This window comes from Bradyrhizobium sp., from assembly GCF_022844465.1.
In the GTDB taxonomy this organism is placed as follows: domain Bacteria; phylum Pseudomonadota; class Alphaproteobacteria; order Rhizobiales; family Xanthobacteraceae; genus Bradyrhizobium.
This window is the reverse complement of sequence record NZ_JALHLP010000004.1, coordinates 230,430-253,128: the sequence shown is the minus strand read 5'-3', so window position 1 is coordinate 253,128 and position 22,699 is coordinate 230,430. Positions and strand designations below refer to the sequence as shown.

Genomic DNA, 22,699 nt, shown 5'->3' with positions numbered 1-22,699 from the left:
CCGGCCGCCCTATGCGCCTATAGTCGGCTTTCCCGAGATCCCCGCCGTGAAGGGAGAGAGGCAGCAATGCTGCACGATTGGGGCGTGATCGCCGCCGCGTTCGCCTATATCGGACTGCTGTTCGTCGTCGCCAGCTACGGCGACCGGCTGTCGCCGAGCCAGCGCGGCCGCGCCAGCATGCTGATCTATCCGCTGTCGCTGGCGATCTACTGCACCTCGTGGACCTTCTTCGGCTCGGTCGGCTTCGCCACCCGCACCAGCTTCGATTTCCTCGCGATCTACCTCGGCCCGATCCTGATGATCGGGCTTTGCACGCCGCTGCTGCGGCGCGTGATCCAGCTGGCGAAGTCACAGAACATCACCTCGATCGCGGACTTCATCGCCGCGCGTTACGGCAAGAGCCAGGCGGTCGCCGCCACCGTGGCGGTGATCGCGATCGTCGGATCGGTGCCCTATATCGCGCTCCAGCTCAAGGCGATGGCGTCGTCGCTGGAGACGATCCTCAGCGAGGACAAGCTGTTCCCCTCGATTCCGCTGATCGGCGACATTGCGCTGGTGGTAACGCTGGCGATGGCGGTGTTCGCGGTCTTGTTCGGCACCCGCCAGACCGACGCCACCGAACATCAGCACGGGCTGATGCTGGCGATCGCCACCGAATCCATCGTCAAGCTGGTGGCCTTTCTCGCCGCCGGCGCCTTCGTCACCTTCTGGATGTTCACGCCGGTCGAGCTGATCGAACGCGCCATGCAATCGCCGGAAGCGATGCGGGCGATCAGTCATGTACCCTCGATCGGCAATTTCCTCACCATGACGCTGCTGTCGTTTTGCGCGATCATGCTGCTGCCGCGGCAGTTTCACGTCAGCGTCGTCGAAAATTCCAGCCTCGATGAGGTCAAGCGCGCGCGCTGGCTGTTTCCGCTCTACCTCGTCGCCATCAACCTGTTCGTGATTCCGATCGCGCTTGCCGGCCTCGTCACCTTCCCGTTCGGCGCGGTCGACAGCGACATGTACGTCCTGGCATTGCCGATTGCGGCAAATGCGCCGCTGCTCTCCATCGTCGTGTTCGTCGGCGGCCTGTCGGCCGCGACCGCGATGGTGATCGTGGAGTGCGTGGCACTTTCCATCATGGTCTCCAACGACATCGTCATGCCGCTGGTGCTGAAGCGAACACGCGCGGCACGCGCGGGCAGCAAGGATTTCGGCCACTTCCTGCTTACGATCCGGCGGCTTGCGATCTTCGCCATCATGGTCATGGCGTACCTGTACTATCGCGCACTCGGCAGCACCCAGCTGGCGGCGATCGGCCTGCTGTCGTTCGCCGCGCTGGCGCAACTGGCCCCGGCGTTCTTCGGCGGCCTGTTCTGGCGCAAGGCAACCGCACGGGGCGCCATCGGCGGCATGCTGGTCGGCGTCGCGGTATGGGCCTATACGCTGTTCCTGCCGAGCTTCCTGGATGGCAACCCCGCCGGCCTGCTGTTGCTGCAGAACGGACCATTCGGCATCGAGGCGCTGCGTCCGCGGGCGTTGCTGGGCGCCGACCTGCCGCCGCTGATGCACGGGGTGCTGTGGTCGCTCTCGCTCAACATTCTGACCTACATCGCGATGTCGATCGCGCGCCAGCCGTCGTCGATCGAGCGGCTGCAGGCCGACCTGTTCGTGCCCAACACGCTGACGCCGATCACCCCGACCTTCCGGCGCTGGCGCACCACGGTCACGGTGCAGGACATCCAGAGCACGGTGATACAATATCTCGGCCCCGACCGCGCGCGCGTTGCTTTCGAGGCCTTTGCCGCCAACCATCCCGGCAATCTCGATCCGGCGGCGCCGGCCGATTTCGAGTTGCTGCAACACGCCGAACGCCTGATCGCTTCCTCGATCGGGGCGGCCTCCTCGCGGGTCGTCATGTCGCTGTTGCTGCGCAAGCGCACCGTCTCGGCCAAGGCCGCGCTGAAATTGCTCGACGATTCCCATGCCGCGCTGCACTTCAACCGCGAGATCCTGCAAACCGCGCTGAACCACGTCCGCCAGGGCATCGCGGTGTTCGATGCCGATTTGCAGCTGATCTGCTCGAACGCCCAGTTCGGTGAAATCCTGGCGCTGCCGCCACACCTGGTACAGCTCGGAATCCCGTTGCGTGAGATTCTCGAATTCATGGGCGATGTCAGCCGATCGGGCTTCGGCGACCCCGCCACGTTGCTGCAGCGGCGGCTCGAGGCCTACACCAGAGAGGGCGAACCCTATCTGGAGCGCCTGCCCGACCGCCATCTGGTGATAGAGGTTCGCTCCAACCGGATGCCGGGCGGCGGCTTCGTCATCACCTTCTCCGACGTCACGCCGAGCTTCGAGGCGGCCGAAGCGCTGGAACGCGCCAATGCGACGCTGGAGAAGCGCGTGCGCGACCGCACCGAGGAGCTGACCCGCCTGAATTCCGAACTGGCGCTCGCCAAGAGCACGGCCGAAGACGCCAACATCTCGAAAACCCGGTTCCTGGCCGCCGCCAGCCACGACATCCTGCAGCCGCTGAACGCGGCACGGCTCTATGTGACGAGCCTCGTCGAGCGGCAGAATGGCGGCGAAGACTCAAGGCTGGTCGAAAACGTCGACGAATCGCTGGAGGCGATCGAGGAAATTCTCGGCGCGCTGCTGGACATTTCGCGGCTGGATGCGGGGGCGATGACGACCTCCATCACCAGCTTCAAGATGGCCGACCTGATGCGCTCGCTGGAGATCGAATTCGCGCCGATCGCCCGCGCCAAGGGGCTGGAGCTGACCTTCGTTCCCTGCTCGCTGCCGGTGCAGTCCGATCGCGCGCTGCTCAGGCGGCTGTTGCAGAACCTCATCTCCAACGCCATCAAATATACCCCGCGCGGGCGCGTGCTGGTCGGCTGCCGCTGCCGCGGACAATCGCTGCGGATCAGCGTCTACGATACCGGCGTCGGCATTCCGGTGACCAAGCGCGGCGAGATATTCAAGGAATTCCACCGACTCGAACAGGGCGCGCGGATCGCGCGCGGCCTCGGCCTTGGCCTGTCGATCGTCGAGCGGCTGGCGCGCGTCCTCAACCACAGCATCGCCCTCGACGCCAATGCCGGCGGCGGCTCGGCGTTTTCGGTGTCGGTGCCGGTCGCCGCGGCGATCAATTATACCGCCGCGGTCACCACCGCAACGCCGCTTCCCAGGGCGCCGATGAGCGGCGCCCTGATCGTTTGCATCGAGAACGATCCGGCGATCCTTGACGGCATGAAGACATTGCTGACCGGCTGGGATGCCGAGGTGATCGCCGTGGCTGACCCCGAGGCCGCGATCGCGGCGATCGAAACCTGCGGCGGCAGCGTGACCGGACTCCTGGTCGACTATCATCTCGACCGCGGCAACGGCATCGCCGCGATTCGCGACATCCGCCGCCGCATCGGTGAAGCCACCCCCGCGATCCTGATCACGGCGGACCGCAGCCCCCACGTGCAGGCGGCGGCGCGCGAGGAAAAAATCGCGATCCTCAACAAGCCGGTGAAGCCGGCATCGCTCCGCGCCCTGCTCGGCCAGTGGCGGGCGCAGCAGATGGTGGCGGCGGCGGAGTAGGGGGCTGTCATTCCGGGGCGATGCGTCAGCATCGAACTATAAAGCGCCCCCTTGCGCCCCTGAGAATCTCGAGGTTCCCCGGTGCAAGGGCGCATCTGAGGTTCGCTTCGCGCCCCGGAACGACGTGTCCTTGTCACCCCGTCGTTGCTCCCTGCCGCCAGTTGCCGCCGGCGATTTTCGCGGCGGCGATCACCGCCTGGGTTCGGCTTTCGACGCCGAGCTTCTGCAGGATCGCCGAAACATGCGCCTTGATGGTCGCTTCCGACACGCCAAGCTCATAGGCGATCTGCTTGTTCAGCAGCCCCTCGGACAGCATCATGAGCACCCGCACCTGCTGCGGCGTCAGCGTCACCAGACGATCTCGCAGCCGCATCATCTCGGGATCGTCCGCCGACGAGAGGTCAGTGTCGGGCGGCACCCAGACGTCGCCCTCCATCACCTTGATGATGGCCTCACGTAGCGTCTCGATCCCGAAGCGCTTGGGGATGAAACCGGAGGCGCCGAAATCGAGCGAGCGCCGGATCGTGCCGGCATCGTCGCTCGCGGATACGATCACGACAGGAATAGCCGGATACTGCGCGCGGAGATAAATCAGGCCGGAGAAGCCTGATATCCCCGGCATGGCGAGATCAAGCAGGATCAGGTCGACGTCGGCCTCCCGCTCCAGCAACGCGGTGAGATCGTCGAACGACCCGGCCTCGCTGACCACAGCCCCACTCACGACACTGACAACCGCCTGCCGCAAGGCGTCGCGAAACAACGGGTGGTCGTCGGCGATGACAAGGTGAGTGTTGGTGGCGGCTGTCATTTGCTCTTTTTGCGACGTTGCAGCAGCGCATAGCGGGACGCGGCCCGCCCGGGGAGTCTAATTGTCCCCCGCCGGAGGGCTGCATGCAAGGCGCAAATATTGCCCCGCACAGAAGCGGTTAACCCACTCCTTGTGCGTCGCACAATGATGCGCCAGGCAACGCAAGCGCGCCTCAATCCTTGAACAGGACGTCGCGGACCAACGCGTCGATGGATGCCACCGCTTCGAGCGCCGACCGCAACCGATCCCGGTCGTAGGCTGACAGCCGCTTCACCGAGACGGCATTGGAAGGCGGGGTGCCATGGGCAATATCTTCGACTTGCTGCGACAGGATCAGGTCGAGAAATATGCCCTGCGCCTCGCCAAGCGCGTCCAGATCCATTTCGCTGACATGAAGCAACGCCTTTATCCCGGCGAGTCGGGCCGACGTTGATCGATCCATCACGTGGTACCGGATCGCCAAGGCGCGCGCTGCGGAAACGATGCCGAACAGTCCCGCCCTCTTTAGATCGATGCGGCCATCCTCGGTGCGGATGCCGCCAAGGAATTTGATGCTCTTGGGAACGCTGATCCCCTCGACCAGAAGCTTGGCGAACGGGACCTGACCCTCGGCGGCGGCGAAGGCAGCCTCCCGCACACCGACTGCAAGGCTGCCGTCACCGTGGACCGCGCGCAGATCGAAGAAAATATCGACGGACAGCAGGTCCTTGGGATTGGAGCGCGCGATCCAGCGGTCGATGCGACTCCGCCAGATTGCGACTGACCCGCGCCAGGACGGATTCTTTGCCATGACGCCGCCGCCGCAATAGGGAACGCCGGCCTCATGCAGGATATCCGCGACCAGCGTTCCCAAAGCCGCAAACCAGCGGTCTTCGCTACCCTCCGGCTCGCCCCGTTCGAAAACAACGGCATTGTCCTGGTCCATCGCCAACAGGCTTTCGCCGCGACCGGCCGATCCAAGAACGATCATCGCGTAGCGGCATGGCGGGCCGCCTTCGCCGCGCTCTGCCATCATTCGCTCGGCGATTGCGGCGGCCCGCCCGGTGAGCGCACCGAGTTCGCGGGAAATCACTTCGGCAATATCCCGGCCCGAAATCCCCTCGGCCAGCAGCGCTTCCGCGACCCGCGGCAGCTTGCCCCATGCAACAGCCAGGCCGTGCGCATCTACCGCGTCGTCGATCTCATCGCCGAGCGATATCGCCTCGCCGGCGCGCTGGCGGAGCAGGTCGCGCGCGGACAATGCGCCAACCACGCTGCCGGATTCGTCGACAACGCCGAGATGGCGGATCCTTAGACGATTCATGCGGCCGATGGCGCGATAGACGAAGGCGTCCGCGGAGATTGCCGCAAGCGGCCGGCTCATGATCTGTCCGACCGGCAGATCGAGCGCCGCGGCGCCGGACCTCGCGATCGCACGCAGCAAGTCGCGTTCCGTCACAATGGCTGCGTCCGCCGCCTTGACGCTGCCGGAAGCGGCTGACGGCCCGACATAGGTGGCCGATATTCGCTCGTGTGACAGCCGCGCCAGCGCGGCCTGAACCGACGTGCCGGCCGCCACAAAGACCGGGGGCGTCCGCATCACGTCGCGGGTACGATGCCGATAGGCGTAGCTGTCGAAGCGCCTCAGGGTCCGCTGCGCATCGGCGCGCGCCGGCGCCTCGACGGCCTCGATCCAGCCGCCTCGCGCCTGATCGTCGAGTACGGAGGTGAGAGCAAGGCAGGCCCGCTCCGCCTCGGCGATGGTGCGAATGCCGTGGTCGCGCAGCTTCGGCACCAGCGCCAGAAACACCTGCGCGGTGGTCGCCGCATCGCCGAGCGCGGAATGCCGTTCGGCGACGTCGACACCGAGCCAGGCCGCCAGCTTCTCCAGCGTATAGCCGGCCAGTTCCGGTGCGGCGATCTGCGCCAGGAGCCGGGTGTCGAGCGTGCGGGGCCGGACCCAGGGCAGGCCGGCCAGGTCGCATTCACGCTTCAGCATGGCAAGGTCGAAGCCGACCGTGTGCCCGATCACCACGGCCTGGCCGAGATACGCGCCGAAGCGCGGCCAGACGTCGGCGAACAGCGGCGAGCCGGCGACCATGGCGTCGTCGATGCCATGGATGCGCGTCGTCTCGACCGGGATCGCTTCATCGGCCGGCCGCAGCAATTCATGAAACTGGTCGCCGCCGGCCAGTTTTCCGGCCTGCAATCGCACGCCGGCAAGCTCGATCACCCGCGCCTTGCGAGGATCGAGCCCGGTGGTTTCGGTATCGATAACGACGGCGTCGATCGACAAGAGCGGGGCCGCGCTGTTTGCCCTGTCCATCGCCCCTCCCCCTGCCGGTGGCCGTGCGCCTGATCGAGAACTACGCCGCGGCGCCCGCGACCAGGGCCCGTTCCAGCGCGGGCCGGTCCATACGCGCGACCAGTTCGTCATGGATGTTGCAAAGACTGACGCGAAGGTAATTGCGCGTCGTCTGGAAATCCCGGCCGCGCAGCTTCTCGTGGATCGGCATCATCGCAAAATAGCTTTCCGCCAGCGGTTCGGGGATGTCCATCACACGCTTGGGCGCCCGCCCTCCGACAAGATCGAGCCGCTGTGCAAGGTGACGACGCGCTTCAAGCCAGGCTTCTTCTCCGATCGACGGAGGGATCGGGTACCGGTCGAAAACCGAGAGCACGACAAGGATCAATTGGTCGAGAATTGGCCGGCGCGCGGTCCCGGCCTGTGCGGCCAACACCCCCTCGACCATTTCGCCGACCATCGAAAGGCCAAGCGGAAAGGCTTGCCAGCGGGCGCGCTCAACGGACTGGGCAAATCCCTCTTCAGCAAACAGGACCTTGGCATAGTGACCCGCGCGGGCGCGCGAGTATTCGTAGATGCCCTTCTGTACGATGAAGGCCGATTGCGCATCGATGAAGTCCGCAAGCGCCTCCCGGTCGCGAACCGGCGGACGAGGACGAAACAACTTTTCGAACAGCTTCATCGCGACTGCATCCGGCCGGGCCGACCCGGTGACCTTGTCGGCCTACCTTATCCGATCTCCGCGAAGTTCAATGTTCTCAATGCCGCGTCGTTAGCAGTTGCGGAAATTTACCTCTCCGACATGGCATTGCGTTCGCACTGCAGCAATCAAGCACCTCCGAAAGTCTAATGAAGAACCGACCGGCCCTGGTGTTAGCTTTCGTTGTCTCCCGAATCGGCTCAAGACCGGTGGGGACAGCGGCCAGAGGGGGCGCCGCGCTGAAGGGATTTGCATTCCCCTCGATCATTCATTCCGGCGCAGCTGCTGTCCGGTTTTTGAGGGAGGAATGCAATCCATGGCTGACTCAGCAAGCATGAAGGCGAGGGAAGAGGCGCACTGGGCAAAGACCTCGCGTCTGATGTTCACGCATCTCGGCGTCTGGTTCTTCTTCGGTTTCATCATCCACATGTTTGTGGTTCCCCTCAACAAGTTCACGATTCCGATCGTCGGCTTTCCCCTCGGCTTCTACATGGCCGCGCAGGGGTCGCTCATCGTGTTCGTGGTCATGCTGTTCATGTTTGCGAGACAGCAGGACAAGATTGACCGCGAATTCGGCTTCGCCGAGGAAGATTGAGGGAGGAAGAGACCATGGCTACAGAAGCTTCTGCCAGCAGCTCGGACTTCATCAAGAATCTGGGCAAGATGTATGGCGCCTACACCGGCGGGTTCATTGCCTTCATCATCCTGCTCGCGGTGCTCGAGCAGGTAGGCGTTCCAAACAAGATCCTCGGCTACCTGTTCGTGTTCTTCACGCTGGCGGTCTACGCCATCATCGGCGTGATGACGCGGACCGCGCAGGTCTCTGAGTATTACGTCGCCGGCCGGCGCGTCCCGGCCTTCTACAACGGCATGGCGACCGGCGCCGACTGGATGTCGGCGGCGTCCTTCGTGGGCATGGCCGGCACCCTGTTCCTGCTTGGCTATGACGGCCTGGCGTGGGTGCTCGGATGGACCGGCGGCTTTGTGCTGGTATCGATCCTGATCGGACCCTATCTGCGCAAGTTTGGCGCCTACACGGTGCCTGACTTCCTGTCGTTCCGGTATGGCGGAAACTTCGCGCGATCGCTCGGCGTGATCGTGCTGGTCGCCTGCTCGTTCACCTATGTGACGGCGCAGATCTACGGCACCGGCCTGATCGCCTCGCGATTCCTCGGGATGCAGTTCGAGCTCGCGGTTTTTGCCGGCCTCGTCGGCATTCTGCTTTGCGCAATGCTGGGCGGCATGCGGGCCGTAACCTGGACCCAGATCGCGCAATACGTCGTGCTGATCATCGCCTATCTGACGCCCATCATCATCCTGTCCACCAAGCAGTACGGAATTCCGCTTCCGCAACTCACCTACGGACAGGCGATCGCAGATATCGCTGCGCGGGAGCAGCAGATGCTGTCGTCCGGCTTGGCGACAGTCGCAGGGCTGAAGCCGCATATCCAACCGTTCATCAATTACAGCCCGCTCAACTTCTTCGCCATCATCATGTGCATGATGGTCGGCACCGCTTCATTGCCGCACATCTTGATGCGCTATTTCACCACCCCGTCGGTGCGTGAGGCGCGCCAGTCCGTGGCATGGTCGCTGCTGTTCATCTTCCTGCTGTACTTCTCCGCGCCGGCCTACGCCGCGTTCTCGAAGCTGGAAGTCTACACCAACATCATCGGGGCAAATGTCGGCGCGCTCAAACCCTGGATCTTCAACTGGGGTGAACTGGGCCTGATCCAGATCTGCGGAAAGAACGCGGGCAGCATCGATGCGATCATCGCTGCGTGCAAGTCCATCGCAGGTCATCCCGGCGTCGTCAGACTGCAGGACTTCGTGATCAATACCGACGTGATCGTGCTGTCCACACCGGAGATCGCAGGACTTCCGTATGTGATCTCGGGCCTCGTGGCGGCCGGCGGTCTGGCGGCAGCGCTGTCCACTGCCGACGGGCTGCTGCTCGCCATCGCCAACGCGCTGTCGCACGACGTCTACTACAAGATGATCGACCCCAACGCGCCGACCATGCGCCGGCTCACGGTGGCGCGTGCTCTGCTCGTGGTCGTCGCCGTGATCGCGGCAGCGACGGCGGCAACCAAGCCGGCGGATATCCTGGCCATGGTCGGCTGGGCGTTCTCGCTTGCGATGGCCGGCAACTTCCCGGCGCTGGTGATGGGGGTCTGGTGGAAGCGCACGACCGCCACCGGGGCCATCTGCGGCATCATCGCCGGCTTCGGCCTCTGCCTGTTCTATCTCGTCACGACCCGGTACTTCCCGGGCATGGGCGTGAAGTACTTCGGCATGACATCGCTGATCAACCCGCTGACTGGCGCGCCGCTGGTCGACATCGCGAAGGCCATGGCGTTGCCCAATGCCATGGAAAGCTTCCCGACACTCGCGCATCCGTTGGCCAACAAGATCGGTTGGTTCAACCTAACCAACATCGCCTGCGGACTACTGGGAACGCCGCTCGGTTTCCTGGTCATCTACGTCGTCAGCCTGCTCGGCAGGGAGCCGTCGAAGGAAATGCAAGCCTATGTCGACGACATCCGGAAGCCACGAGGCAGGACGGTGCTTGAGGAGAAGACGACCTAGGAACGTTCCGAAACTGGAAATCAGACGGGGCCTTCGGGCCCCGTCTTTGTTTGTAGCGCATATCCGCCTTGCCCGGACATCCCGCCCTTGCCATGGTTGGCCGAGATCGGTTGACTGCAAAGACCGGGCGCCGGTCTCATCGATGTTGCAAGGCCGCGAGGAGAAACGTCTTTGAATATCGCAAGCTCGCTCGGCGAATATTGGTACTTCCATCTGCCCAACTTCATTCTCGCAGCCTTGATGTACACGTTGCTCGGCCGCGTCCTGCTCGGGCTGATGGTGGATGCGGACTCGCCGAACTACATCTGGCGATTTTTCTGCCGGATCACCGACCCCGTCGTCGCGGCGGTCGCAACCGTGACGCCGAAGGTAACTCCTCCGGTGGTGCTTTGGTTGTTCGGCTTCGTCTGGCTGTTCTGGCTCCGCGTCGCGCTCCACTACGCATTATTGTTGCTGAATCTGGCGCCCCGGCTCGGCGGAGCGGCATCGTGAACCGCAATTTCTATTTCATCGGCATTGCATTCTTCGGGATGATCAACGGCATATTCAACCAGCTCGCACTGATTTTCGCGCTGTTGTACGTCCAGATGCTGGCCGGTCCGCTGCTGTTTGGGAGTCTGTCTTTGACGCTGATGTTCGCGTCGCTGATGGTTTCGACCGCCACCATCATTCTCGGCGGAATCCCCGCGGCAATCTACGAGCGGATCACCGGCGCCTCGGAATCAAGTGACCTATCGCTCTGGATATGGCTCGCCGGAACCGCAATTCTGGCGCTTCCCGCCGCCGGTAACTTTCTCACGATCGGACTGTAACCTTCGATACGCGGTGTTGAGGCCAGGCCGCCCCGCCGCTACGCTGCAGCCGTTCCGAATTCGGCATGTTTCCTTCCATCGACGGATCACGAATCATGGAAGAGATGCGGCGTGTTGCGTATGAAACCGTGCTTCGTGCATGCGGATTCGCCTCGCTCGCCATTTTCTGCGTCATGATCGGCCTGTCCTTCCTGCCGCGCGAATCCTTCCAGGCGGGGGGGTTTCTCAGCCTGCTGATGACGCTCGTTCTGGTGCTGAAGGCCCACGAGGCCCGGACCAAGGATCATCGCCGGACCGAGATGTGGCTCTATCTTGCCAAGGAAAACCGGCCTCCCCAAGCCTCAGCGCAACGAACGATTTCGATGCTGATGCGCGAGACCTACCTGATGTTCGCGCGCTGGACCGCGATGATCTCCATCGTGATGTGGGCAATCGCGCTTTTGTTCTCCTTCATTGGACTTTAGTTAGCGACCGCATTGGACTTTAGTTCGAGACGGCGCCGGCCGACGGAACTCCGAGCCTGGGCGGCGCACGGCTGCTGTTCGTCGAATCGGTTGAACTCCGGTCGGGCCGAAGCGTCGAGAACAGCCGTGAATGCAAAGTCTTCCGCGTTCCGGGAATCAGCTCTGCCTACCAATTGCGCGGGCCGAATCAGCCACGGGACGGTGGCATGGATCACGTTCTGTCCTGTACGCGGAAGCTCAACGCCAGCCGAAAGTACTATTGGGCCCGGCGTCGCGAACCTGTAGGACGCTCGCAACAATAAGCGTCTATCTGACGCAGCACACATGTTTGTGAGTTGGAAGAAGAAAGGGAGCGATCCGAAATGTCGACAATCGTTGCGAACGCCGCCTCCGCGAAGCCCCAGGGAATGACAAAGGACGAACGTTTCGTCATCTTTGCCTCGTCCCTCGGCACCGTCTTCGAATGGTATGACTTCTATCTCTACGGGTCGCTCGCTGCTATCATCGGCGCGCAGTTCTTCTCGGCCTATCCGCCGGCAACCCGCGACATCTTTGCGCTGCTGGCGTTTGCCGCCGGCTTCCTGGTGCGCCCGTTCGGCGCCATCGTGTTTGGGCGCATCGGCGATATCGTCGGACGCAAATACACCTTCCTGGTCACCATCCTGATCATGGGCGTGTCGACCTTTGTCGTCGGCCTGTTGCCCAACGCCGCCACCATCGGCATCGCAGCGCCAATCATCTTGATCATACTTCGCCTGCTGCAGGGCCTGGCGCTGGGCGGCGAGTATGGCGGCGCGGCAACTTACGTGGCCGAGCATTCCCCGCACGGCAAACGCGGCTACTACACCTCGTTCATCCAGACCACGGCGACGCTCGGACTGTTCCTGTCCTTGCTGGTGATCCTGTTTACACGCACGATGCTCGGCGAAGCCGCATTCGCGGACTGGGGCTGGCGTATCCCGTTCCTGCTGTCCGTGGTTCTTCTCGGCGTCTCGGTCGTGATCCGGCTGAAATTGAACGAGTCGCCGGTGTTCCAGAAGATGAAGGACGAAGGCAAGGGATCGAAAGCGCCGCTGACCGAATCCTTCGCCAAGTGGAGCAACGCCAAGATCGTGCTGCTGGCATTGTTCGGCGGCGTGATGGGCCAGGGCGTGGTCTGGTACACGGGGCAGTTCTACGCGCTGTTCTTCCTGCAGTCGATCCTGAAGGTCGATGGTTATACCGCCAACCTCTTGATCGCCTGGTCGCTACTGCTCGGCACCGGCTTCTTCATCGTGTTCGGCGCCCTGTCGGACAAGATCGGCCGCAAGCCGATCATCCTGGCAGGCTGCCTGATCGCGGCGCTGACCTTCTTCCCGATCTTCAAGATGATCACCGGCAACGCCAACCCGGCGCTGGAAAAGGCCATCAACACGATCAAGGTCGAAGTGGTGGCCGATCCGGCAGGCTGCGGCGACCTGTTCAATCCGGTCGGCACCCGCGTCTTCACCGCGCCCTGCGACACCGCCCGCGCCTACCTGTCGCAGCAATCGGTCAAGTACTCGACCGCCTATGGCGCCGCAGGCTCCGGGGTCAAGGTCGTCGTCAACGGCAAGGACGTGCCGTACACGGCGGCGGCGTCGAACCCGCAGGTGCTGGCGGCCGTGCAGGCCGCGGGCTACCCGAAGGCCGGCGACGCCCAGATCGTGAAGATGTCGAACCCGTTCGATATCTTCCGACCCCAGGTTGCGGCGATCATCGGCCTCTTGTTCGTCCTGGTGCTGTTCGTGACCATGGTGTACGGGCCGATCGCGGCGATGCTGGTCGAATTGTTCCCGACCAAGATCCGCTACACCTCGATGTCGCTGCCCTATCACATCGGCAATGGCTGGTTCGGTGGATTGCTGCCGGCGACCTCGTTCGCGATCGTGGCCTCGACCGGCGATATCTACGCCGGTCTCTGGTATCCGATCATCTTCGCCTCGATCACCGCGGTCGTCGGCTTCCTGTTCCTGCCCGAGACCAAGGACGTCGACATCACCAAGTAAGCTTGCGGCTGGGGCCAAAAAGCGCCCCCGGACATTGACGGCAAACCGGCTGCGGATCTATCCGCGGCCGGTTTCTTTTTTCGGAGCGCCTCAGTCCGTCGCGCCGATGAACTGCGCCACGACCTCGCGCCGGTGCGGCCGGGCGCGGTGCTCGACCAGATAGATCGCCTGCCACGTTCCGAGCGCGAGCTTGCCGGCCATCACCGGTATCTGCAGCGAGGTGGCCGTCAGCATCGTCTTGACATGCGCCGGCATGTCGTCCGGCCCCTCGGTGTCGTGACGCCAGCCGGCGTTCTCCGGGGCAAGCCGGTTCAGCGCCGTCGTGAGGTCAACGAGCACGGCGGGATCGGCGTTCTCCTGGATCGTCAGCGACGCCGAGGTGTGGCGAATGAACAGCGTGACCGCGCCCTCGCGCGCCAGGGCGTCAGCGAGGAAACGGGCGATTTCGGCGGTGAGGTCGGTAAAGCCCGCGCCCGGCGTCTGCACGGTCAGCAACGAAGACACGATGTCGCCGGCGCTGACGGACGAGGGCGCGGTTCGGGAAACCAATCTGGGCGCGGTCACAATCAAAACTCTCGATCCGTCGGCTGATGTCTCAAATCCTGCCGCCGACGTCTTTCTGCACCCGGTTGGCCATTTCGATCAATCGCCGCCACGCCCGTTCCAGAAACGACATCACACGATCGATGTCCTGATCGCTCGGCAGCGGAATCTCGATCCGGCGCTCGCCCTCGGCTATCTTCGGTTCGTTCTTCTTCAACGAATCCGATTTCGGCAACGGTTCCTCGATCTTGCCGGCAACAGTCGGCTGGCGTTCGGCAAGCTCTGCCTTGAGTTTCGCGTTTTCGGCCTGCAGCCGGCCGATTTCCGCATCCATCGCCGAACGCTCATCGGGGACGGCATAGCAGGCCCAGCCCGCGCCCGTGTTGTTGCAGGTCGAGATCGCTCCGGTGCGGGTGTCGAGCCGGAGCACGCCATCGCCCGTCGGCGACAATGCGTAGCGGCCGTTCTCGGTCTCCGGCAACGGTCCCGCGAGCGCTTTCCCGGCACCGGCAAGCAAAAGCGCCAGCGCGGCGATGGCCAAAAATTTCAGCGAAGATCCACCAGTCTGCATGGACTTGCTCCCGCCTTTTGGCCGTGCCCTTTGCACCGGCCGCAGCGGCGCATCCAATGCGCCGCTATACCCTTGAGCTATAGGGTGCGCGGCCAGACTTCAACGCATCGGCCAGCAATTCGATGCGGTCCTGTCCCCAGAACACCTCGCCATCCAGCACATAGACCGGCGAGCCGAACACGTCGGCGGCCAGCGCGTCCTGGCGATTTTGCTCATAGGCCGCGCTGATTTGCTCGGAGCCCGAGCGTTCCACCAACTGCCTGCCAGGCAGTCCCGATTCGTCGGCCAGCTTTTCAATCGTCGCGGGATCGGCCAAGTTGAGCTGATTTTCCCAGACGCCGGCGAATGCGCGCTGCAAATATTTATCGGGATCGAGACCGGCCTCGTTGGCCGCGATCACGACGCCATCGGCCAGCCGCGCATTGAACGGCCAGTTCGCCGGCTGCAGATTGAATTTCAGGCCGCGCTTGTCGCGCCAGCGCTGCAATTCGACCATCCGGTAGCGCTGCCGCACCGGGTGGCGTTTCATCAGCGGCAGGCCGCCGGTTTCCGAGAACAGGTCGACCAGCACCACCGGCTTATGGTTTACCTTGAGATCATAAGTGCTTACGAGCTCCCGGAAACACCGATGCCCGATATAGGCCCACGGCGATTGAAACGAAAAAAAGTAGTCGACCTGGCGCGGCATGCGGGCTCCCGGAAGGAATCTGGCAATCAGCTCCAAGCATCCCAACAGGTCAGCAAAGTAGAGGCAAGATCGGTCGATGTCGCGACAACTGCTGCGGTGCGGTGACGGGGCCATGAGGCGGCCGGCAATGCTGGAATAAATCTAATTGAATCAATGAAATAACTGGTTACGGCGCAATCTTGACTTGATTAGGCGTGGTAAGTATGGTCCGCGCGGCTTCAAGGGTGACGGGCGCAATTTCCATCAACCGCTGGCATCGTTTAGTGTCTTGGGCATGGCCCAGGACACCAACGACAACGCAAGTGGAAATCGCGATCAACCGTCAGCTGACGAAGCTGCGCTTTCCGCAAGGCTCGGAAGTCTTGACCACCGATTGTCCGAAATTCGCGACAACCGGAAACTCAGGACGGACCAACCCGGAACTGAAAGCGGAGACAGGGCCGCCAGAGCATCTGCCATGGCGCTGGGTTTCCGCCTTTCCTCGGAATTGGTCGCGGGCGTTGTCGTCGGGGCGGCGATTGGCTGGGGGGTCGACCGTTGGTTGTCGACGTCGCCGTTCGGTCTCATCGTGTTCTTGCTGCTCGGCTTCACCGCCGGCGTGGTCAACGTGGTGAGGTCCGCAGGCGCAGCTTCTCGCAAACGCTGAGCCGCGACGGGAAGTCACGACATCTGAAATACGATTGCCGGCCAGGCCGGTGGATAAAGAGCCGCCCGGATGAAAATCGACCCGATCCACCAGTTCGACATCGAGCCCCTCTTCACGATCGGCCAGATCGGCAAGCAGACGATCGCCTTTACCAACTCGTCGCTCTACATGTTTCTGTCGGTAGCGGTGATTTCGCTGCTGATGATCGGCGGCATGGCGCGCGGGCAGCTGGTTCCCGGAAGGTTGCAGTCGATCGCGGAAATCTCTTACGAATTCGTCGCCTCGACGATCCGTTCGACCGCCGGCTCGGAAGGCCTGAAGTTCTTCCCGCTGATCTTCTCGCTGTTCATGTTCATCTGCATCTCGAACCTGATCGGCATCATTCCCTACACGTTCACGGTTTCGAGCCACATCATCGTCACCGCGGCGCTGGCCTTCCTGGTTTTCTTCACGGTGCTGATCTACGGCCTCTACAAGAACGGCCTCAAGTTCTTCAAGATCTTCGTCCCCTCCGGCGTCCCGATCTACATCCTGCCGCTGGTGATGTTCATCGAAGTGCTGTCGTTCTTCCTGCGGCCGGTCTCGCACAGCGTGCGTCTCTTCGCCAACATGCTGGCCGGCCACATCGCGCTGAAGGTGTTCGCGGGGTTCGTCGCGATGCTCGGCGTTTCGCTCGGCACGATCGGCTGGATCGGCGGCATGCTGCCGCTGGCGCTCACCGTCGCGTTGACCGCGCTCGAATTGCTGGTCGCCTTCCTGCAGGCCTACGTGTTTGCGATCCTGACCTGCATCTACCTCAACGACGCCATTCATCCCGGCCACTAGGCGGTCCGGGAGAATTTCCACCCTCACTTTGTCTTACCTCTCAAGGAGCTCGAGAAAATGGAACCGGCAGCAGCAAAACTTATCGGCGCGGGCATCGCATGCATCGGCATGGGCGGCGCGGGCGTCGGCGTGGGCATCATCTTCGGCAACTACCTTGCCGCGGCGGTGCGCAATCCTTCGGCGGCCCAGGGCCAGTTCGGCAATCTGATCTTCGGCTTCGCCGTGACCGAAGCGCTCGGCATCTTCTCGCTGCTGATCGCGCTGCTGCTGCTGTTCGTTCCGCTCTGAGCTGCACCTTCGCGCGCCGCCCGCGGCGCGCCTGACAGCAAAGGGAGAATTCCGTGGCTGAAAAGGGTCATGGTACCGGCGCCCACACCGGAGCGGACGGCGGCCACGGCGGGGGCTTTCCTCCGTTCGAGTCGAGCACGTTTGCTTCGCAACTGGTGTCGCTCACCATCGCGTTCGTCGCACTCTATCTGATCGTGTCCCGCATCGCGCTGCCGCGCGTCGAGAGCGTGATCGGCGCGCGACAGAAGGCGATCGAAGGCGACCTGGCGCAGGCGCAGGCGCTCAAGGACGAGTCGGAATCCGCGATCAAGGCTTATGAAACCGAGCTCGCTTCCGCGCGCGCCCGGGCGCAGGCCATCGGCAACGAAACCCGCGAGAAGCTCAACGCGGCCTCGGAAGCCGAACGCAAGAAGCTGGAGGACCAGCTCACCGCAAGGCTCGCCGGCGCCGAGAAGCAGATCGCGGCGACCCGCCAGAACGCCATGAGCAATGTCCGCGGCATCGCCGCGGATGCAGCCAGCGCGATCGTCCAGCGCCTCACCGGCGCGCTGCCCGACAGCAAGACGGTGAACAGCGCCGTCGACGCGTCCTTGAAGGGATAGATCGATGTTCGCTCAACCGGAAACCTGGGTCGCGATTGCCTTCGTCATTCTGATGGTGCTGTTTGCCTATCTCGGCATCCACCGCACCGTGCTGACGGCGCTCGACCACCGCGCCGAACGCATCAAGGCCGAACTGGACGAGGCCCGCCGCCTCAAGGATGACGCCGCCAGGCTGCTCACCGAGTACAAGGCCAAGCGCTCCAGCGCCGAACGCGAGGCGCAGGAGATCATCGCCAGCGCCAGGGCCGAAGCCGAGCGCATCGCGACCGAGGCCAAGGCCAAGATGGAGGATTTCGTCGCCCGCCGCACCAAGTCCGCCGAGAGCAAGATCGCGCTCGCCGAAGCGCAGGCGCTGGCCGACGTTCGCGCCGCCGCCGCCAATGCCGCGATCTCGGCCGCCTCGACCATCCTGTCGCAATCGGTCAAGGGCGCGGTCGCCGATGATTTGCTCGCAAAGGGCATCGCCGAAGTTCGCGCCAAGCTGAACTGAGCCCTTCCCCGCCCAGACAAGGCCGGTGCGAGAAGATCGCGCCGGCTTTTTGTTGCCCTTATTGCTTCTTTCGCGGCGCCGGGCGTTGCGGCTTCAGGGCCAACGGATCGAAACCGATGTAGAAGATGTAGCTGTCGCCGACGGCGCCCGGTGGCGCCGGATATTGCAGATCTTCGGCCACCAGCGTAAAGGGCTCGCTGCCGGTCTCCGTCATGGTGACGGTGGTCTGGTAGGCCTTGGTGGCGATGGTCTTTTCGGAAACGCCGCCCTGCACCACCGCGACGCGGATCGGAACCTGGACCGCGGACGGGGCGCCGGCAGGACCGGCGATCACGCGGCCCTGAATGCCGATCCGCGCGGTGATCACGCCGCCATTGACGGTGCATTCGCGAGCGGTTCTGGAGATCGTGGCCTGAAAACGCAGGTCGTTGCCGACCGGCTGCTTGCCGGGCAGCGCCACGGCATAGGTGGACGCACCGGCACGGACCGTGACCGGCGGACAGGTCAGGTCGCCGGTGTCCGCTTGTGGGGCCGCCGGCGCGGTCGCGGCCGGCTCTTCGGACTTGCCACCGAACAGGCTCTTGAAGCGATCGGTGAGCGACTGTGCCGAGGCCGGCGCGGCACACATTCCGCAAGCCAGCCAACCCGCAACGGCCGTTGCGATCACGGCCTTGACCGAACGATTGTCACCCATGCGGCGTCCCTGACATCCCCGTTACCGTGTCTGTTCCCGCGCTTATAACAGGCCAATGCGGACGAGCCAAAGGCATCGCAAGCAAGGCACCGGCGCCCGATAAGAAGCAGTCAGCCGCGGAAATCCTCCTGCAGCAAGCCGAACAGCAGATGGTCCTGCCAGACGCCATTGATGCAGAGGTATCGCCGCGCCAGCCCCTCGCGGGTAAATCCGCACTTCTCCAGCACCCGGATCGACGGCCGGTTGGAGGGAATGCAGGCCGCCTCGATGCGGTGCAAGTTGAGTTCGCCGAACAGCGTCGGCAGCAGCACGCGCAGGGCGGTGGTCATGTAACCGCGACCGGCGTAGGGCTCGCCGACCCAATAGCCGATGGTGCCGGCCTGCACGATGCCGCGGCGAACATTGGCGAGCGTGATGCCGCCGACCATCGCGTCATCGGCCTCCCGGAAGATGATGAACGGATAGGAACGGTCGGCCGCCATATCCTCGGCATACCGCCGCAACCGGCGGCGGAAACCGGCGCGGGTGAGATCGTCCGACGGCCAGATCGGCTCCCATGGCGTCAGGTAGGCGCGGCTGCTTTCGCGCAGGTGCACCCATTGCGTGAAATCCGATGCGTGCGGCGCACGCAGCAGCACACCTTGGCCCCGCGGCGCAAGCGCGGCCGGTCCGCTGGATGGCAAACGAAACAGAGCCATGCCCTCAACTCCCGCGCATCGTCAGTGGAGAAGGGTACTCGCTTTCGACCGGGTCAATCCTTCCGCGAAAGCCACCGCGGTGTCCAGACCCCTGCCGCTGCCGAGCGCCACGACCGCCGGCCGGCTGCGCGACAACAGCTTCCGCGCCGCATTGCGGGTCGATTCGACGCTGACCGCATCGATCCGCGCCACCAGTTCTTCCGCCGTCAGCGGCCTGCCATAGGCCAATATGTGCCGCGCCAGTTGTTCGGCGCGGGACGAACAGCTTTCGAGCGCCATCAGCAGTCCCGCCTTCATCTGCGCCTTGGCGCGGGCGATCTCGGCTTCAGTCAGGGTTTCGACGGCGTCGTTGATGACGTCCACGATCACCTCCATCATCTCCGGGGCGTCGGCGGGATCGGTGCCGGTGTAGAGTCCGAAAAAGCCGGTATCGCTGTAGGGTGCATGAAAAGTGTAGATCGAATAGCAGAGGCCGCGCTTTTCGCGCACTTCCTGGAACAGCCGCGACGACATCCCGCCGCCAAGCGTGTTGGTGAAAACCTGCAGCGAGAACAACGACAGGTCTGACTGCGGCAGGCCTTCGAGCGCCAGCGTCAGATGCGCCTGCTCGAGGTCGCGGTGCACCACGCGCGACCCGCCTTTGCCGAACATCGCCGGCACCGGCTTGGGCGCGGGCGTGGCGTCGAAGCTGGCGAATTTTTGCGCGACTTCCTCGACCACGCGCCTGTGGTCGACGGCGCCGGCGGCGGCGACAACCATATCGGGTCCGCGATAATGCGTTGTGAGATAGCCGCGCAGCATGTCACGATCGAACCTCTTCAGCGTCTTCGCGGTCCCCAGCAGCGAACGGCCCATCGGCTGTTCCGGAAAACAGAGTTCGTTCAGGTGTTCGAACACGACGTCGTCGGGCGTGTCCTGCGCCGCGCCGATTTCCTGGACGATCACGCTTTTCTCGCGCTCGAGCTCGTCCGGAACGAAGGATGGGTTGGCGAGGATGTCAGAGAGCACGTCGAGCGCGAGCGGAACGTCGGCCTTCATCACCCGGGCATAATAGGCGGTGGTCTCGGTCGAGGTTCCCGCGTTGAGATCACCGCCGACCGCCTCGATCTCCTCGACGATCTCGCGCGAGGAGCGCCGCGTGGTCCCCTTGAAGGCCATGTGCTCCAGCAGATGCGAGATGCCATGCTCGTTCGGCTTTTCGTCGCGGCCGCCGACGCCGGCCCAGACGCCGAGCGCGGCCGTCTCCAGATGCGGCATGGAGTCGGTGACGACGGTCAGCCCGGAAGGAAGCTTGGTTACGTCAACACTCATCCGGCAACTCCCTGCTTCGCGGCCCGGCTTACCGAGCGCACGAATTTCTCCACTTCGGTCGAATCGTTTTTCATCACGGTGATGTGTTCGGCTCTGGTCATAAGGCCGTCGAGCCAGGCCGGCAATTGCGGCCGCACGCCACAGGCGGCTTCCACCGCGTCGGGAAACTTGGCCGGATGCGCCGTCGACAGCACGATGTTGGGTATCTTCGAATCCGAGACGTCGCGATCGGCTACCGCCAGCGCCACCGCGGTGTGGGGATCGACGAGGTCGCCACCCTCGCGCCAGGCGGCGCGGATCGCGGCGGCCGTCTCGGTCTCATCGGCGCGCCCGGCGTCGAATTCCTCGCGTATCGCGGCCAGCGTGGCGTCCGGCAACACGAAGCGCCCGGATTGTTTCAAGGAAGCCATCAGCCGGCGCACCGCCGCGGCGTCCCGGCCGCCCGCCTCGAACAGCAGCCGCTCGAAGTTGGAGGAGACCTGAATGTCCATCGAGGGCGAAGCGGAGGCGTGGACCTCGCGCACCTCGTAGATGCCGGTCTTGAGCGTGCGCGGCAGAATGTCGTTGACGTTGGAGGCGATGCGCAGCCAGCGGATCGGCAGGCCCATGCGCTTGGCGACATAACCGGCAAAGATGTCGCCGAAATTCCCGGTCGGCACGGTGAAATCCACCACGCGGGCAGGCGCGCCGAGCGCGGTGGCGGCGGTGAAATAATAGACGACCTGGGCGACGATCCGCGCCCAGTTGATCGAGTTGACGCCGGACAGCGAAACCGCGTCGCGAAAGCCGTGATGGTTGAACATCGCCTTCACGATCGCCTGGCAATCGTCGAAGGTGCCTTCGATCGCGAGCGCATGCACGTTGGCCGCGCCCGCCGTCGTCATCATCCGCCGCTGCACGTCGGAGATTCGCCCGTGCGGGAACAGCACAACCAGATCGACATTGTCGAGGCCGGCAAACGCATCGACCGCGGCGCCGCCGGTATCTCCCGAGGTGGCGACCACGATGGTGGTGCGCTGGTGGCGTTTGGCCAGCACGTGATCCATCAGCCGCGAGATCAGCTGCATCGCCACGTCCTTGAACGCGAGCGTCGGACCGTGGAACAGTTCAAGCAGGAATTGATGGGGGCCGATCTGATCGAGCGGCGCGACGGCGGGATGGCGGAAGGTGGCGTAGGCCTCGTTGGCCATGCGTCCGAGATCGGCGTCGGAAATTTCACCCGCGGCAAACGGCTTGATCACGTCGACCGCGACTTCCCAGTAGGGCCGGCCGAAAAATCCGGCGATGGTTTGATGCGAGAGTTGCGGCCAGGCCTCGGGCACATAGAGGCCGCCGTCCCGGGCAAGCCCGGTCAGCATCACGTCGCAGAAGCCCAGTACGGGGGCTTCCCCGCGGGTCGAGATATAGCGCGTCAAACCACCCTCCAAAGGCCGTGACCCAATGCCAAGCCTTTGATATAACTAAGTTATTTAACTTCGACGTTCGCGAAGCGCGCGGCACCATAGAGCCTTTTTGAGCGCAGGGGAAATAGTCATGACGGCCAAACACCCCACCCCCGGATCACCCTGCGGGAGGTCAAAAAAAAATGGGCCGCAGCGATGCTGCGGCCCATTCGCCCGGAGTTATCCGGTGTCAGTTGGTGCAAACCTTCATCGTCTTCATGCCGGTTTCGGCTTCGGTTCGGGTCTTGAAGATTCCGTTGTCGACGATGGTGGTGGTGGTGGTTGTCGGCTTGGTTTCGACCACCGTGCATTTCTTGGTCGTGGCGTCGCGCACGACGTAGAATTCCGCGGCGAACGCCGTCCCGGCGAACGCCGACGCGGCAAACACCACCGTTCCGATCGTCAGAAGTTTTTTCATGATGTCCTCCTGGTTTCCCGTGATGCGACCGGCAACTCCCAAGAGAAATAGTTGTTCCAGCCCGCTGTCGTAGCCAGGAACGGTTCCTAACGGTTCCCGCACTTGGTCGGTTCCGACCACCTTAACCATAGGGATTACAAGCAGCCGGCGCGGGCCCGTCGCGGTGCTTCAAACGGAACTATCTTCAACGCCTGCCGTTGGTTGCAAGACCTCTGGGGTC

At 63.6% G+C, this 22,699-nt stretch carries 23 protein-coding genes; 12 read left to right on the top strand and 11 right to left on the bottom strand.

The annotated features are described in order from the left end of the window. Positions 1–66: 66 nt before the first annotated feature. A complete protein-coding gene (locus tag Q0D31_RS11015) occupies positions 67–3,579 on the top strand; it encodes a PAS domain-containing hybrid sensor histidine kinase/response regulator (RefSeq protein ID WP_291849804.1) in 3,513 nt (1,170 codons plus the stop codon). 133 nt (positions 3,580–3,712) lie between these two features. Here Q0D31_RS11015 and Q0D31_RS11010 read toward each other — a convergent pair whose 3' ends face one another. The 3 genes from Q0D31_RS11010 to Q0D31_RS11000 form a co-directional block, all read right to left on the bottom strand. Then, a complete protein-coding gene (locus tag Q0D31_RS11010; RefSeq protein WP_291849801.1) occupies positions 3,713–4,387 on the bottom strand; it encodes a response regulator transcription factor in 675 nt (224 codons plus the stop codon). A gap of 172 nt (positions 4,388–4,559) precedes the next feature. Then, the gene (locus tag Q0D31_RS11005; RefSeq protein ID WP_291849798.1) at positions 4,560–6,692 is read right to left on the bottom strand and encodes a DUF294 nucleotidyltransferase-like domain-containing protein; all 2,133 of its coding nucleotides are present in this window, start codon (positions 6,690–6,692) and stop codon (positions 4,560–4,562) included. 40 nt (positions 6,693–6,732) lie between these two features. Continuing rightward, a complete protein-coding gene (locus Q0D31_RS11000; RefSeq protein ID WP_291849795.1) occupies positions 6,733–7,353 on the bottom strand; it encodes a hypothetical protein in 621 nt (206 codons plus the stop codon). A 334-nt stretch (positions 7,354–7,687) separates the two neighbouring features. On the opposite strand from Q0D31_RS11000, the gene Q0D31_RS10995 reads away from it, so the two are divergent. The 6 genes from Q0D31_RS10995 to Q0D31_RS10970 all read left to right on the top strand — a co-directional run bounded on the left by Q0D31_RS10995 (position 7,688) and on the right by Q0D31_RS10970 (position 13,263). Continuing rightward, complete coding sequence (locus tag Q0D31_RS10995) at positions 7,688–7,966, top strand: DUF4212 domain-containing protein (RefSeq protein WP_291849793.1); 279 nt, start codon at positions 7,688–7,690, stop codon at positions 7,964–7,966. A 14-nt stretch (positions 7,967–7,980) separates the two neighbouring features. Further along, complete coding sequence (locus tag Q0D31_RS10990; protein WP_291849790.1) at positions 7,981–9,960, top strand: sodium:solute symporter family protein; 1,980 nt, start codon at positions 7,981–7,983, stop codon at positions 9,958–9,960. 171 nt (positions 9,961–10,131) lie between these two features. Next, positions 10,132–10,452, top strand: a complete 321-nt coding sequence (locus tag Q0D31_RS10985; RefSeq protein ID WP_291849787.1) for a hypothetical protein — start codon at positions 10,132–10,134, stop codon at positions 10,450–10,452. Further along, entirely contained in the window at positions 10,449–10,772 is a 324-nt protein-coding gene (locus Q0D31_RS10980) for a hypothetical protein (RefSeq protein WP_291849784.1), read from the top strand. Before Q0D31_RS10985 ends, Q0D31_RS10980 begins: the two co-directional genes overlap by 4 nt. 104 nt (positions 10,773–10,876) lie before the next feature. Next, positions 10,877–11,236 carry a hypothetical protein gene (locus tag Q0D31_RS10975; RefSeq protein WP_291849781.1) on the top strand — a complete coding sequence of 120 codons (360 nt, stop codon included), beginning with the start codon at positions 10,877–10,879 and terminating at the stop codon, positions 11,234–11,236. Between the two features lie 407 nt (positions 11,237–11,643). Beyond that, positions 11,644–13,263: an MFS transporter gene (locus tag Q0D31_RS10970; RefSeq protein WP_291849778.1), complete on the top strand. Its 1,620-nt coding sequence runs from the start codon at positions 11,644–11,646 to the stop codon at positions 13,261–13,263. 90 nt (positions 13,264–13,353) lie between these two features. Here the strand turns inward: Q0D31_RS10970 and Q0D31_RS10965 are convergent, their stop codons facing one another. From Q0D31_RS10965 to Q0D31_RS10955, 3 genes are all read right to left on the bottom strand, one after another. Further along, on the bottom strand, positions 13,354–13,827 hold the full coding sequence (locus tag Q0D31_RS10965) for a secondary thiamine-phosphate synthase enzyme YjbQ (protein WP_291849775.1): 474 nt from the start codon (positions 13,825–13,827) through the stop codon (positions 13,354–13,356). 31 nt (positions 13,828–13,858) lie between these two features. After that, entirely contained in the window at positions 13,859–14,377 is a 519-nt protein-coding gene (locus tag Q0D31_RS10960; RefSeq protein ID WP_291849772.1) for a hypothetical protein, read from the bottom strand. Positions 14,378–14,441: 64 nt separating this feature from the next. Beyond that, a complete protein-coding gene (locus Q0D31_RS10955) occupies positions 14,442–15,065 on the bottom strand; it encodes a 2-hydroxychromene-2-carboxylate isomerase (protein WP_291849769.1) in 624 nt (207 codons plus the stop codon). A 274-nt stretch (positions 15,066–15,339) separates the two neighbouring features. On the opposite strand from Q0D31_RS10955, the gene Q0D31_RS10950 reads away from it, so the two are divergent. The 5 genes from Q0D31_RS10950 (at position 15,340) to Q0D31_RS10930 (ending at position 17,916) form a co-directional block, all read left to right on the top strand. Then, positions 15,340–15,711, top strand: a complete 372-nt coding sequence (locus Q0D31_RS10950) for an AtpZ/AtpI family protein (RefSeq protein ID WP_291849766.1) — start codon at positions 15,340–15,342, stop codon at positions 15,709–15,711. Positions 15,712–15,780: 69 nt separating this feature from the next. Further along, the gene (locus tag Q0D31_RS10945; RefSeq protein WP_291849763.1) at positions 15,781–16,536 is read left to right on the top strand and encodes a F0F1 ATP synthase subunit A; all 756 of its coding nucleotides are present in this window, start codon (positions 15,781–15,783) and stop codon (positions 16,534–16,536) included. 57 nt (positions 16,537–16,593) lie between these two features. Then, entirely contained in the window at positions 16,594–16,824 is a 231-nt protein-coding gene (locus Q0D31_RS10940) for a F0F1 ATP synthase subunit C (RefSeq protein WP_016847054.1), read from the top strand. A gap of 53 nt (positions 16,825–16,877) precedes the next feature. Beyond that, positions 16,878–17,426: a F0F1 ATP synthase subunit B' gene (locus Q0D31_RS10935; protein WP_291849760.1), complete on the top strand. Its 549-nt coding sequence runs from the start codon at positions 16,878–16,880 to the stop codon at positions 17,424–17,426. Between the two features lie 4 nt (positions 17,427–17,430). Continuing rightward, complete coding sequence (locus tag Q0D31_RS10930) at positions 17,431–17,916, top strand: ATP F0F1 synthase subunit B (RefSeq protein WP_291849757.1); 486 nt, start codon at positions 17,431–17,433, stop codon at positions 17,914–17,916. 58 nt (positions 17,917–17,974) lie between these two features. On the opposite strand, the gene Q0D31_RS10925 is transcribed toward Q0D31_RS10930, so the two are convergent. The 5 genes from Q0D31_RS10925 to Q0D31_RS10905 form a co-directional block, all read right to left on the bottom strand. Continuing rightward, entirely contained in the window at positions 17,975–18,544 is a 570-nt protein-coding gene (locus Q0D31_RS10925; protein ID WP_291849931.1) for a hypothetical protein, read from the bottom strand. 176 nt (positions 18,545–18,720) lie between these two features. Beyond that, the gene (locus Q0D31_RS10920; protein WP_291849754.1) at positions 18,721–19,308 is read right to left on the bottom strand and encodes a GNAT family protein; all 588 of its coding nucleotides are present in this window, start codon (positions 19,306–19,308) and stop codon (positions 18,721–18,723) included. 21 nt (positions 19,309–19,329) lie between these two features. Next, positions 19,330–20,619, bottom strand: coding sequence for a pitrilysin family protein (locus tag Q0D31_RS10915; RefSeq protein ID WP_291849751.1), 1,290 nt, complete (start codon positions 20,617–20,619; stop codon positions 19,330–19,332). Further along, positions 20,616–22,034 (bottom strand): threonine synthase, encoded by a 1,419-nt coding sequence (gene thrC / locus Q0D31_RS10910; protein ID WP_291849748.1) that lies wholly within the window; start codon positions 22,032–22,034, stop codon positions 20,616–20,618. The genes Q0D31_RS10915 and thrC overlap by 4 nt, the downstream gene beginning before the upstream one ends. Positions 22,035–22,251: 217 nt before the next feature. Beyond that, positions 22,252–22,479, bottom strand: coding sequence for a hypothetical protein (locus tag Q0D31_RS10905; protein ID WP_291849745.1), 228 nt, complete (start codon positions 22,477–22,479; stop codon positions 22,252–22,254). Between the last annotated feature and the right edge of the window lie 220 nt (positions 22,480–22,699).

Excerpts from the sequence above, each read along its gene's own strand:
- Q0D31_RS11015 (WP_291849804.1), top strand. The coding sequence starts at position 67 with ATGCTGCACGATTGGGGCGTGATCGCCGCCGCGTTCGCCTATATCGGA.
- Q0D31_RS11010 (WP_291849801.1), bottom strand. The coding sequence starts at position 4,387 with ATGACAGCCGCCACCAACACTCACCTTGTCATCGCCGACGACCACCCG.
- Q0D31_RS11005 (WP_291849798.1), bottom strand. The coding sequence starts at position 6,692 with ATGGACAGGGCAAACAGCGCGGCCCCGCTCTTGTCGATCGACGCCGTC.
- Q0D31_RS11000 (WP_291849795.1), bottom strand. The coding sequence starts at position 7,353 with ATGAAGCTGTTCGAAAAGTTGTTTCGTCCTCGTCCGCCGGTTCGCGAC.
- Q0D31_RS10995 (WP_291849793.1), top strand. The coding sequence starts at position 7,688 with ATGGCTGACTCAGCAAGCATGAAGGCGAGGGAAGAGGCGCACTGGGCA.
- Q0D31_RS10990 (WP_291849790.1), top strand. The coding sequence starts at position 7,981 with ATGGCTACAGAAGCTTCTGCCAGCAGCTCGGACTTCATCAAGAATCTG.
- Q0D31_RS10975 (WP_291849781.1), top strand. The coding sequence starts at position 10,877 with ATGCGGCGTGTTGCGTATGAAACCGTGCTTCGTGCATGCGGATTCGCC.
- Q0D31_RS10970 (WP_291849778.1), top strand. The coding sequence starts at position 11,644 with ATGACAAAGGACGAACGTTTCGTCATCTTTGCCTCGTCCCTCGGCACC.
- Q0D31_RS10960 (WP_291849772.1), bottom strand. The coding sequence starts at position 14,377 with ATGCAGACTGGTGGATCTTCGCTGAAATTTTTGGCCATCGCCGCGCTG.
- Q0D31_RS10955 (WP_291849769.1), bottom strand. The coding sequence starts at position 15,065 with ATGCCGCGCCAGGTCGACTACTTTTTTTCGTTTCAATCGCCGTGGGCC.
- Q0D31_RS10950 (WP_291849766.1), top strand. The coding sequence starts at position 15,340 with ATGGCCCAGGACACCAACGACAACGCAAGTGGAAATCGCGATCAACCG.
- Q0D31_RS10945 (WP_291849763.1), top strand. The coding sequence starts at position 15,781 with ATGAAAATCGACCCGATCCACCAGTTCGACATCGAGCCCCTCTTCACG.
- Q0D31_RS10940 (WP_016847054.1), top strand. The coding sequence starts at position 16,594 with ATGGAACCGGCAGCAGCAAAACTTATCGGCGCGGGCATCGCATGCATC.
- Q0D31_RS10930 (WP_291849757.1), top strand. The coding sequence starts at position 17,431 with ATGTTCGCTCAACCGGAAACCTGGGTCGCGATTGCCTTCGTCATTCTG.
- Q0D31_RS10925 (WP_291849931.1), bottom strand. The coding sequence starts at position 18,544 with ATGTGTGCCGCGCCGGCCTCGGCACAGTCGCTCACCGATCGCTTCAAG.
- Q0D31_RS10920 (WP_291849754.1), bottom strand. The coding sequence starts at position 19,308 with ATGGCTCTGTTTCGTTTGCCATCCAGCGGACCGGCCGCGCTTGCGCCG.
- Q0D31_RS10915 (WP_291849751.1), bottom strand. The coding sequence starts at position 20,619 with ATGAGTGTTGACGTAACCAAGCTTCCTTCCGGGCTGACCGTCGTCACC.
- Q0D31_RS10905 (WP_291849745.1), bottom strand. The coding sequence starts at position 22,479 with ATGAAAAAACTTCTGACGATCGGAACGGTGGTGTTTGCCGCGTCGGCG.